We start from the raw sequence: 11,052 nt of genomic DNA, 5'->3' as shown, positions 1-11,052 counted from the left end.
TGAGCTGTACTTTAGTCGGATAACCCATATCTAGTCTAATAACTAGATACAATATCCATAAAAAAAGGCCATAACTCCAAATTATGACCTACTTTTTTTCATCGACTAGTAAAGAGCCAAACATCAGTATCCTGCTTCTCCAGAAGCAGGATCCCTTTAAACACAAAGTCCTGCTTTCGGAAAAGCAGGACAACGGATCACCTAAATCTGAACTTCAGATATTTGATTTTTTCTCCCTTATCAGAAAAAATCTTTTCATAGCGGGTTTTGATCCCATGGTGGTCATCTCGCATCTCACTTTGGTAGAAATCATGGGTAAAGGCCAACACTTCGATGTCAGCTCGGCTTTGAACCAATTCCAAGGTGTAATCAAAAAGTCCGGTATTGTCTGTTTTAAAATGTACCAAGCCGCCACTCTTTATCATTGGCTTGTACATGTCCAGAAACTTAGGAGAAGTCAATCGGCGCTTTTCATCTCCATCACGAGGAAAAGGATCCGGAAAGGTGATCCAAAGCTCGGAGATCTCGCCTTCGGCAAAAAACTGATCCAAATTTTGGATTTGAGTTCTCAGAAAGGCCACGTTAGTTAAACCTTCTGCTGTGGCGGTCGAACTCCCCTTCCAAATTCGGCTGCCTTTGATATCCACGCCGATGAAGTTTTGATCTCGGTATTCTCTACCTAAACCAACGGTAAATTCACCTCTGCCACAGGCGAGTTCGACGACAAGTGGCTGTTGATTTTGAAACTGCACCTCGTGCCAGTTGCCTTTGATGGTTTCAAAAAGTGACTTTCCAGCCTGAATGACATTGGGATTGGCTTCATTTTGGGCGAAGCGAACCAGCTTTTTTCTGCTCATTTAGAGGTCTTCGATTTCTGCGACCACAAAAGTACTTCCTCCCACAAATATCAGGTCATCTGCACCTGCATTTTTTCGGGCAAATTGAAGCGCTTGGTTCACCTCGGATATCACTTCTCCTTTCAGACCATACTCAGCCGCCTTTTCAGCAAGCAATTCAGCTGGCATGGCACGAGGTAAATCCGCCTGACAGAATACATACTGGGCATCCTTGGGAAGCAATGCCAAAATCTTGGAGATATCCTTGTCCTGTACCATCCCCAAGACCATCCAGAGTTGATCAAAAGAATAACTTTTCAACTGACTCAAAATGGCCCGAATTCCGGGTTCGTTATGGCCTGTGTCTGCAATGACAGTTGGTTTTTCTACCAAAATCTGCCATCTGCCTTTTAAGCCGGTAAGCTGGGCAACTTCTTTCAATCCTTTTCGAAGAGCATTTTCGGAAATCGTCCAACTCATCCGTCGAAGTTGGTCGACTGCTTCCAAAATCCCAGGAAGATTATAAAGTTGATAATCACCTTGCAGTCCATACTCCAAGGTGTATGTTTTTCCATTTTCAGAAACAGCATACTTGGCAAGACCATTATCTGAAGTTAATTTTTGAAGCTGGATTTTTTGGTCAGCGAAGGTTATCTGAGCATGATTTTCAATTGCTTTTTTGAGAAATACAGAGGTAGTTTCCTCTTGTGTTTGGCTGATTATCACAGGGACATCAGGCTTGATGATTCCTGCCTTTTCTCCGGCAATCAGAGGAAGTGTATCCCCCAAAAACTGCATGTGATCCCAACCGATATTAGTGATGACCGAAAGCTCAGGAGTAATCACATTGGTACTATCCAGTCTTCCTCCCATTCCCACTTCGATGATGGCAATATCGACCTCCTCTTTGGCAAAATACCAAAAAGCCAAGGCTACCGTCATTTCAAAAAAGCTGGGCTTCAATTCATCTAGAAAAGACTTATTGACTTCTACAAAATCAACCACTGCCTGCTCTGTGATCTCCTGACCGTTTATTCTTACCCGCTCGGTAAAGGATTTAAGATGAGGAGACGTGTAAAGTCCGGTTTTATACCCTGCAGACTGCAAAATAGCAGCTAAGGTATGTGAAGTACTACCTTTGCCATTAGTGCCAGCAACATGGATCGATTTGAATTTTTTCTCCGGATTACCTAAATGGGAACAAAGCGCAAGGGTATTGTTCAGATCTTTCTTAAAAGCTGATGCGCCAACCCGCTGAAACATGGGGAGGGCATTAAATAAGTAATCGAGCGTTTCTTGGTAATTCATTCCTAAAACCAATTGAATTTGTCAGCTTTTCCAAAAATCATTAGGCGATTCCGATAAAAAAAATGTTTAACCTCAGATTTCTTCGGTCTTCGGTCATCGGTCTTCCAGCCCACTAGATTGAAATTAAATTACCAATTGGATTATTTTTAAGAAGTCTGATTAATCAACCTTGATCACAAAGGTGATTCTTCCGGTAGAAAAGTCAGGGGCTGCGCCACCGGATTTTTTGAAGTTAATCTGATTGACTACCTGCCTGTAATAAGCCAAAACATCATTGGAAACATTGTATTCCAAAGGAACCGCCTGCACAACTCGTCCTGAATCATCCACGGTAATTTTGAAAACTATGCGTCCATTTCTGGTAGAAACGCGATCATTGATAGTAGGTCTGGAGGCAAAATCCCAACCCGCCATATCCAAGCTGTATCCTGCTCCTGAATTAGTACCCTTTCCACTTCCCTCTCCCATGATCGCTCTTCCGTCTACGGTCCCGGTGGGACGACCTTCATCGCCTTTGGCATTGGAAGAACCTTGTGCACCACCGGAAGCTGGAGTCGAGCTTTTTCCCGAAGTACCACCTGCTCCAAAAATCGCTCTTTGATCAATTTTAGGCTGTTCGGGAGCTTTTTGGGTAGTTTGTTCGGCTTCAGATTTGGCTGGGGTGGTTACTGACTTGGTAGGTTCAGTTTTGACTGGTTCAGGCTTTTTGGTTTCCACCGCTGCTTTTTCCACTCCCTTGATTGGGGATGGTTTGGTAGTAACTGCTTGATTGGCTGCTGGTTTCGAGGCGGTTTTTGGCTTGGCAGTCTCAGTTTTAGGTGTGGGAGCGGGAGTGGCCGGCTGAGTTACAGCTTGGGCAACTTCACCTGGAGCTGCTTGTTCTACACTTTCTGATGGGGTCTCAGAAGGTGGATTGGGGCTATTTCGATTACCAGAGCCCACATCAGTAAAACCCAAATTAAGTTCTAATCCGTAGGTTGGCAAAGGTGGAATTTGTGGTCGCCAAACCACGATAAAATAGAAAGCAAGCAAAAGCAAGACATTCACAATCACAGTAATGATTGCTGACTTTTTCTTACTGTCTTTTTCTATTTGATCGGCATTCCAGGATTGCATGATTAGTAGGGTTTGGTAGCGATGGACACATTGGCCTCAAGACCAGCTGCGATTCCGCCGATTTCCACTAAGTATTCTACGGGAACTTCCTTGTCAATGTGCAAAACAACTTGACCTTTTTTACCCTCAAGTAGGATGGCAAGTTCGGACTTGATCTGATCCCTGCTCACGACTTTGTCATTCACCGAAAAGCGAAGATCTTTTGTCACAGATACAGTCACCTCCTGCATTACTATGTCCGATGCTTCGCTGGATGGTAAGTTTACCGGCAAGCCAGAAGGAGTAATAAATGAGGAAGTAAGCATGAAGAAAATCAGGAGCAAGAAGATGATGTCCGTCATGGAGGACATGCTAAAACTTGCATCGATCTTATTTTTTGATTGAAGACCCATGATTATTTATCCTGAAGAAGGTCGATAAACTCAATGGTTGTATACTCCATGTTATGAACCAGCTTAGAAACTTGCGCTACCAAGTAGTTATATCCCAAGTATGCGATAATACCGACCACCAGACCAGCAGCTGTGGTAATCATTGCTTCATAGATACCCATTGAAAGTAATTTAGGAGACACATTACCTTCTTCTTGGGCAATAGAAATAAAAGCCTGAATCATCCCGGTTACCGTTCCCAAAAATCCAATCATGGGGGCTGCACCCGAAACTGTGGCCAAAAGGCCAAGATTTTTCTCAAGCTTATAGAGTTCTATTTTCCCTACGTTTTCGATAGACACTTCAATATTCTTCAAAGGAGAACCAATGCGTTCAATACCTTTAGCGATCATATTGGCAACAGGGGTATTTTCTCCAACGCAGAGCATTTTGGCTTTATCAATCTGCCCGCTTTGAACCAAAACTTTCACCTGATCCATGAGATGGCTGGGTGTTTTTGCAGCTTTGTTGAGAGTGATGAGCTTCTGGATAAAGATGAAAATCGCTAGCACAAACAATAAATAAAGCGGAATCATCATATAGCCTCCTTTGAGCAGGAGGTCCAAAAGACCGATGTTTTGTTTGGTGGCTTCAGTAGCCATGGTGTCCGCAGTGGACAGGGAATCAATTGTCAGGGTTTGGAGAAGGATCATATTAATAGTTCAAAATCCACAAATCTTCAGAATACTGAGATTTAATTCGAGCGACTTCGTCAGCTGCGGCTTTCCAAGTGTCAAACTTACCAATGGCAACCCTGAAATTGGGACTGGATTCATACGGAGAGATCAGATAAACCTCCGGTGATTTACCGGTAAATTTTGCTGCAATCTCTGAAGCCAATTGCTCATTTGGTAAACTTGAAACGACAATGAAATACCTCACTTTTTCAGCTTTGGATTCGATTCGAATCAAATTACCTGAAACCGTATTGGCAATTGTTGTACCAGTTTCAGCGGGTTTAGAAAGATTAGGATTTGAATTATTTATGGATGTTATAGAGTCTTGATTTACAGGACTTGGAGAAACTTCAGTTTGTGTAGATGCTGATGGAGGTACAGACTTTTGAACAGCTGCATTCTCTTCTAGCTTTTCAGCTAAAACTTCACCCTGAACCTCTTTACTGCTATTCATTTGCAGCTGCCAACTAATCACTCCTAAAATTACAACAGCCAACAACACTACCACCCAAGCCCATGCATTCGATTTAGGCTTTTCTTGAGACTTGGATACTGCTTTTGCTGCTTCTACTTTGGGCTTAACTTCATCGACAGAGATTGATTCCTTGGTTGGTTTTTCTGTCTTAATTTTTGAAGAAATAGCAGCTTCTTCTCTTGCCTCTGTCTTTGTTTTGAAAGAATCAGGTGGAGATTTAAGAGGAGTAATTTCTACAAAAGGCAGCCCATAATCCTTAGGATCTGACCATTCACGGGTATCGGTATCTTTTGCTGACATCTTGATGCTGGGAAAGCTACGAAACTAACCTAAATGAATGGAAAGCCCAACCTCAAACCCTGAATAATCAGAATTTGAAGCTGGCGCCACCGATCAGCTGAACGCCACGAACAGGATAATTCAACCAACGCATATTTTTTCCATTGGTCAGGTTATTGCCCTCTGCGAAAATGGAGATTCGGTCTGTGACCTTAAAATCAGCCTTTAACTGTAAGTCTGCTATTGTTTTCAGCTCAATGGATTGAACTACAGGAGGAATTACCTCAATTTGCTCCTTGCCTCTTGCCTTGATTCCCCCCATGAAATTTAGATTGGCCTGAAGTAAAAGCTTCTTGAATGGCTTCACCTGATTATTGATCGAAAGTGCCCAAACAGGTCGATGCCAAGCTTCCGTCTGAGTGCTTAAGTCATATTGGTACAAATCCAATCTCGAACCCAAGGTGTACACGTCAGAAAACTTCATACCCAATTCTGCATTGAGATTGACTACGGTAGTCTTATCATCATAAACCAATTCAAATCGTGCAGAATCTGCGATTGAGTTCACGAAGAAATGCATATTGTTGAATCGGCTTACATCTACACCGGCGCGGTAATGAAAAACTTCCTGAAACTGCCCCTCTATCCCACCGGCGATCTTGTAATTGTTCACCGTGTTGAGTAATTGGGAGCTTGGCCCAAGGAATGGATTCTCACGAACAAAGCTGAAATAGGTATTTCGATTTACATCTCCTGAGAACTCACCATAAAATCCAAACTCATCCGCAAATTGATAGCTGGCTTTTAGCACAGGAAAGATTCGGAAATCGCTTTCTTTTTCGGGAAGGGAATCATTTTCAGAGACAATATTCAATCCTGCCGTAAATCGGAAAGCCTCATAGATGTAAGAAACTTCTGGTCGGATGGCAAAATAAGTACGGGTCAGATCATAGTTCAAATCCTCCGTAGCAGTAGAGAAATAGCTCAGCCCAACTTTTCCTGACCAGTCATCGGTTGGTCTAAACTTACCCACACCTTGTACCCCAACTTCATTCTCCCTAACTAAATAGCTGTCTTTGAAACTTCTGAAACCAAACTTGGCTTCGTAACCAAATGGCCCAACTTTCTCAATGTCACGGAACCCGGCGGAGAACTGTACGTTGTTTTGGACATTGTTTTCAACGATAGGCCCTATAAAATCCACATTATCAGGAATTCTAAAATTAGGATCTTCACCATAAAACGAGTACTTATCCTGTCCCCAACTCAATCCACCAAATACTTCTGCCTTGTCCAGAAAATAACTGACATCACCACCAAGATTGGTATGGGCTTCGGAACTTCCATCGGCATAAGGGCCCGCAGGACCTTTTCCAAAACCTTGGTGCTTAAATCTCACCGCATAGTTCAACGGATCAGCAGTCGTGGACATGTAGCGCGCTTCCAAAAGAGGAGAAGCAAAATTGCCATAGCCAGCACGTACAAAACCAGGAAACAAATCCAACTTGGGTTGCCGGTAGTCTTTCTGAACTGGCGTAGGCTGTAGCTTCAGTGCCGGAATAGAAAGGAAATAAGGGGTGATGGCATAATTAAAATCCTCCATGCCCTTGGGCTGTGGCAACACAGGCAGACGCTCAAAAGATCGAGGCTGAGTCGGCACGGTCAACACCCGATCTTTCCGAATCACAAATTCCTGATCCTGCACTGCACCTCTTTGTGGATTTTGTGCCAAAGCTGAGGTCAGGCCACCCAATAAAGCGCCTGAAAACAATAAGGATATCGCTAATCTATTCATTGGTTTAGTTCAGGTTTTTGAGTTTGGACTGGGCTTCTGCCTTAATTTCCGCATTAGTTGAGCGCTCTACGATGGACTCGAGTGTTGCCTTTGCTTGGAAGGTTTCTCCTGTCTTTTGGAAGTTATCTGCCAAGAGCAAAAACATCTTGCCATACCAGAAATCGTAATCCGCAAACGGTCCGGAGAAATCAAAAATGGCATCATTTGACTTTGGTACATCCCCTCTTTCTTGATAAGAGAAAGCTAACAAATACAAGCCTTCTGCTCCTTGTATGGTCTTATGGTCTCTGACCAAGTTCTGCAAAGTAGTTTCAGCCTGAGGCTTTTGATTCATTTCTCGCTGGGCCTTGGCTTTTGTCAAAAGAGCGGTTGGGGTGGACTCCGGAATGATTCCATCTAAAGTCATCAGACGATCTGCATAAGTGATCGATTGCTGATATTTGCGAGTAGCAAAATTGGCTACCATCAATCCTTGCACCGCTTCAGCTTCTTCCACCTTATTTCGGGCATTTTGCGAAGCAGTCTCCAAATAAGGTATTGCCGCCGCATAATTTTTTCTATCCAACTCTATCATACCCAACTTCTGCATGGCTCTCACACGCTGAGGAGAAGCAGGTTCACGCTCAAGCTGTTTGAAATAACCGATTGCCCGTTCTGTATCTCCGGCTTGAAGGAAAGCATCGCCTGCAAAGAACAAGGCCTCGGCTTTCTGTGCAGATTGAGGATAGCTTCTCAGGTAATTTTCAAAAGCTCTAGCTGCTTGAGGGTAGTTTTTATCGATGTACAAACTCTTGGCAGACTCAAATTCCAAGCCTTGAACATTTCCAGAGCCTGGATTTTTGCTTTTGTATTTTGCCACATAATCCCCAAACTCAGCTGATCTACCCTGAAGCGCGAGGGTTTCTTGAAGACCTTTCAGTGCCGTTTCAGCATTTTGCGCATTGGGATGATTGTCCAAAATCGACTTGTAATCCGAAATCGTCTGATCGTATCGCTGCATGGAGAAGTTGGCCACTGCCCTGCCTTCCAAAGCGAAAGGAACAAACGGTGAGCTTGGTCTTCCTGTAATCAAATCCGAAAAAGCACGGGATGCTTCGGCATAGCGGACCTCTTCCAGGTAGATTTGGCCTCGCTGAAACATCGCATCTTCCAAATACAAACTGCTTGAAAATCCACTGATCAGGCGATCCAACTGAGCTAGCGCTTCATCATTTCTATTTTGGAAGTTTTGGACCACCGCCAATCGGTAATAAGCATAGTCAATTCCTGAGTTGCGCTCAGTAATAGCTCTTTGGAAAGTAGCAGAAGCGTCGCCAAACTTCTTTTGCACATACTGACAATCTCCAAGTCTAAGCAAGGCATCGTCATAGTTTTGCTTCTCATCTCGACCTCTGAGTTTTTCAGTATATAAGCGAAATTGCTCTTCGGCCTTTGAATATTGTTGCGTATTAAAGTAGGCATAGCCAAGACCAAAGTGGGTTTTGATTAAGAAAGGATGACTACTGGCAGGATTCATTGCCTTGGCAGCTTCATAAGATCGAATTGCCTGAGGCAAATTGCCATCAGCGGTGTGCACCTCTCCCTTCCAGAAATGAGTTTCCAGCAGGAGGTCCTTGTCTGAAGGAAATCCCTGAGACTTATCCAAGTAAGAAATTGCCTGCTTATACTTTTGATCCCGGTAGTCCACCATCGCCTGATAGAAAGCCACTTTTTGGTAGGCTGACTGGATTCTTGGCGACTTCGTGCGGATCTTATCCATCTGCTCAATGGCCCGCAAGTAATCATTGGTATTGATTAATGCTTCAGAAAGAAGTGTCTCCGCTTCCGTGCGATGCCTGCCCGATGGATAGGTATCCAAATATTCATCTAAGGTGCTGATCGCAATCTGAAAACTGCCTCTTTGCAGGTTGGTCTTGGCAAAATTGAACAAGGCCTCTTCTTGAATTTGCTTGTTGAAAGACACCTTGGAAGCGGCCTGGAAGCTGGTAGAAGCAAAAGCAAAATTGTCCAGCTTGATGTAAGAATGGCCAAGGTAATAACTAGAGGACTGAGCGATTTCATCATTTCCAGTGGCAGAGACTTTCAGGTAATCTGTAGCTCTCTGGTAATTTTTGATTTCAAAAAATGAGATGCCAGCCTTGTAAACCTCTTCTCGGGAAAGTGTTCCTTTTTTGGCATTGATAAAGGCATCATAATTCTTGGCCGCGTTGGCAAAATCTTTCTTGGCGTAATAGGCTTCGGCCAAATACAAATGGATGGTTTCCCTTCGATCTAAGTTTTGACTCGAAGCCAACAAAGGCTCCGCATAAGTTATTGCCTGATCGTAACTGCCCTGCTGATAATAAAGTGCGGTCAAGAGATAGGGAACTTTGGTAGCATAGAAGGAAGACTTCCCTGCCGCCTGCAAATCAGCTACAGCTTTGGAAGTATTTCCCTGCTCCATCGCAATAAATCCACTGTAATAATAGGCATCCGGACTGACAGGCTGATTCAAGGTCTTGGCTTGATCAAAGTATCCCGCTGCCTGCCCGTAGTTTTTCAACTGGAAATAAGCATAGCCTTGCTTGAATAGGACATCTACTTTGGTTTCTTCATTCAGTCCTTTGGTATTGACTAAGCCAAATGCTTCAATGGATTCCTTGTAATTTCTTTTATAGAAAAAATGATTTCCTAAGTAAAGCCCGGCAGTGGCCACGGTCGGATGATTACCATGATCGAAAATGTAAGCCTTCATCAAACCGGGACCGTCCGGGCTCTCCAACTGAAGGGCCGACATGGCACGATTGAGTTGGGCATTCTTCCGCTGCTCTTCGGTGAGTGATTCAGACAAAAGGCTTGCATTGTCATAGAGACTGGCTGAAAAAAGCTGCTTATCGAAAAGCTCAAAATGGTAATCCAACGCTTGCTGTTGGCCGGTTTGATACAGCGTAGATTGAGAAAAAGATTCTACGCTCAAACCTAGGCCTGCAAGCAGCACCAGGTAGTATTTCATGTAGATTAAATTGGTTTAGGGTAATCAGTGTAAAATCTTGTACACTAACTCTCGGAGGATTTCACCTTCGTCCATACTGCCGGAGTCTACTCCTTTGAAACGAAGATCTGCCTCTTTGATGTATCCGAATACATCAATTACCTTGCCCAATTTGTAGTTTCTGGCAGCGGTTATGTATTCTTTTACCCCGTAAGGATTAATACCCAATGCACTCGCCAGCTGATTTTCGGGCAAAGGTCCCGCGCGATGTATCAAGGCGATTTTACTGAAATAATTATAAAGCAAGGTAAAAATCGGAATGACCGGATGAGCCTTGGGATTCTGTATAAAATAATGAATGATCTGATTGGCCTTGACCACGTCTTTGAATCCGATGGCTTTGGACAACTCAAAATTGTTGTAGTCCTTATTGATTCCGATGAATTTAGAAATATGATCAGGCGTAAACTTGGTGGGTTCGGGGAAGTTGATCAACATCTTACCTACCTCATTGGTCAGGACTTCCAGATTATTACCGATCGAATCAGCCAATAACTGATTGGCCTTTGGCTCAATATGATGGCCCAATTCTCTAAAATAGCCATCTACCCACTCGGTTAATTTCCAATCTTTGACTTTCTCAGACTCTACAAAAACCGATTTTTTCTCCAGTTCTTTTTTCAAAGAACTTCTCCCGTCCAGCTTTTTATGTTTGTAAGCAAGTACTAAAATGGTACTCGGAAGTGGATTGGTTAAGTAGCTAATAAGCAGTTTTTGAGCCTCCTCTTTTCCCCAATCCGGAATGCTCTGCGCTTCTTTTACCACCACCAATTGTCGCTCGGCCATCATTGGAAATTTTCGGGCATTATTCAGGATGGTACTGATGGGAGAATCTTTTCCATAAAGCACCAACTGATTAAATCCACGCTCAAATTCAGGGATGGCATTTTTCTCAATAAAGTCGGTAATCAAGTCAATGAAATAGGGTTCATCTCCCTGCAAAAAGTAGATGGGAGCAAACTTCTTCGCTTTGAGGTCTTTGAGAACTGCTTCGGGACTGACTGCCATAAGGGGAATTACTCTTGGCTTTAAAGATAACAGCCGAAGGGATTTTGAAGCAAAAAGAGGGAAAATAAACTTTGGTTTGGGAAACGGGGTTTACCT

General features: G+C 43.4%; 9 protein-coding genes. All 9 read right to left on the bottom strand.

The features are described 5' to 3' along the window. Window positions 1–197: 197 nt before the first annotated feature. Window positions 198–857: a tRNA (guanosine(46)-N7)-methyltransferase TrmB gene (trmB, locus tag ACFPIK_RS06325; protein WP_377913358.1), complete on the bottom strand. Its 660-nt coding sequence runs from the start codon at window positions 855–857 to the stop codon at window positions 198–200. Next, window positions 858–2,144, bottom strand: coding sequence for a bifunctional folylpolyglutamate synthase/dihydrofolate synthase (locus ACFPIK_RS06320; RefSeq protein ID WP_377913356.1), 1,287 nt, complete (start codon window positions 2,142–2,144; stop codon window positions 858–860). It lies immediately after the preceding gene. 159 nt (window positions 2,145–2,303) lie between these two features. After that, window positions 2,304–3,260 carry an energy transducer TonB gene (locus ACFPIK_RS06315; protein ID WP_377913354.1) on the bottom strand — a complete coding sequence of 319 codons (957 nt, stop codon included), beginning with the start codon at window positions 3,258–3,260 and terminating at the stop codon, window positions 2,304–2,306. 2 nt (window positions 3,261–3,262) lie between these two features. Then, window positions 3,263–3,652 (bottom strand): ExbD/TolR family protein, encoded by a 390-nt coding sequence (locus tag ACFPIK_RS06310; RefSeq protein ID WP_377913352.1) that lies wholly within the window; start codon window positions 3,650–3,652, stop codon window positions 3,263–3,265. A gap of 2 nt (window positions 3,653–3,654) precedes the next feature. Then, a complete protein-coding gene (locus tag ACFPIK_RS06305) occupies window positions 3,655–4,344 on the bottom strand; it encodes a MotA/TolQ/ExbB proton channel family protein (RefSeq protein WP_377913350.1) in 690 nt (229 codons plus the stop codon). A gap of 1 nt (window position 4,345) precedes the next feature. Further along, window positions 4,346–5,143, bottom strand: coding sequence for an SPOR domain-containing protein (locus ACFPIK_RS06300; protein ID WP_377913348.1), 798 nt, complete (start codon window positions 5,141–5,143; stop codon window positions 4,346–4,348). 67 nt (window positions 5,144–5,210) lie between these two features. Then, window positions 5,211–6,917: a TonB-dependent receptor gene (locus ACFPIK_RS06295; RefSeq protein WP_377913346.1), complete on the bottom strand. Its 1,707-nt coding sequence runs from the start codon at window positions 6,915–6,917 to the stop codon at window positions 5,211–5,213. 4 nt (window positions 6,918–6,921) lie between these two features. Further along, complete coding sequence (locus ACFPIK_RS06290; protein ID WP_377913344.1) at window positions 6,922–9,909, bottom strand: tetratricopeptide repeat protein; 2,988 nt, start codon at window positions 9,907–9,909, stop codon at window positions 6,922–6,924. Between the two features lie 24 nt (window positions 9,910–9,933). Further along, on the bottom strand, window positions 9,934–10,956 hold the full coding sequence (gene holA / locus ACFPIK_RS06285; protein ID WP_377913342.1) for a DNA polymerase III subunit delta: 1,023 nt from the start codon (window positions 10,954–10,956) through the stop codon (window positions 9,934–9,936). Window positions 10,957–11,052: the final 96 nt, after the last annotated feature.

The organism is Algoriphagus aquatilis, from assembly GCF_042657405.1.
In the GTDB taxonomy this organism is placed as follows: Bacteria; Bacteroidota; Bacteroidia; order Cytophagales; family Cyclobacteriaceae; genus Algoriphagus; species Algoriphagus aquatilis.
This window is presented reverse-complemented; position numbering and strand designations above follow the sequence as displayed.

Excerpts from the sequence above, each read along its gene's own strand:
- ACFPIK_RS06295 (WP_377913346.1), bottom strand. The coding sequence starts at position 6,917 with ATGAATAGATTAGCGATATCCTTATTGTTTTCAGGCGCTTTATTGGGT.
- holA (WP_377913342.1), bottom strand. The coding sequence starts at position 10,956 with ATGGCAGTCAGTCCCGAAGCAGTTCTCAAAGACCTCAAAGCGAAGAAG.
- ACFPIK_RS06315 (WP_377913354.1), bottom strand. The coding sequence starts at position 3,260 with ATGCAATCCTGGAATGCCGATCAAATAGAAAAAGACAGTAAGAAAAAG.
- ACFPIK_RS06305 (WP_377913350.1), bottom strand. The coding sequence starts at position 4,344 with ATGATCCTTCTCCAAACCCTGACAATTGATTCCCTGTCCACTGCGGAC.
- ACFPIK_RS06320 (WP_377913356.1), bottom strand. The coding sequence starts at position 2,144 with ATGAATTACCAAGAAACGCTCGATTACTTATTTAATGCCCTCCCCATG.
- ACFPIK_RS06310 (WP_377913352.1), bottom strand. The coding sequence starts at position 3,652 with ATGGGTCTTCAATCAAAAAATAAGATCGATGCAAGTTTTAGCATGTCC.
- trmB (WP_377913358.1), bottom strand. The coding sequence starts at position 857 with ATGAGCAGAAAAAAGCTGGTTCGCTTCGCCCAAAATGAAGCCAATCCC.
- ACFPIK_RS06290 (WP_377913344.1), bottom strand. The coding sequence starts at position 9,909 with ATGAAATACTACCTGGTGCTGCTTGCAGGCCTAGGTTTGAGCGTAGAA.
- ACFPIK_RS06300 (WP_377913348.1), bottom strand. The coding sequence starts at position 5,143 with ATGTCAGCAAAAGATACCGATACCCGTGAATGGTCAGATCCTAAGGAT.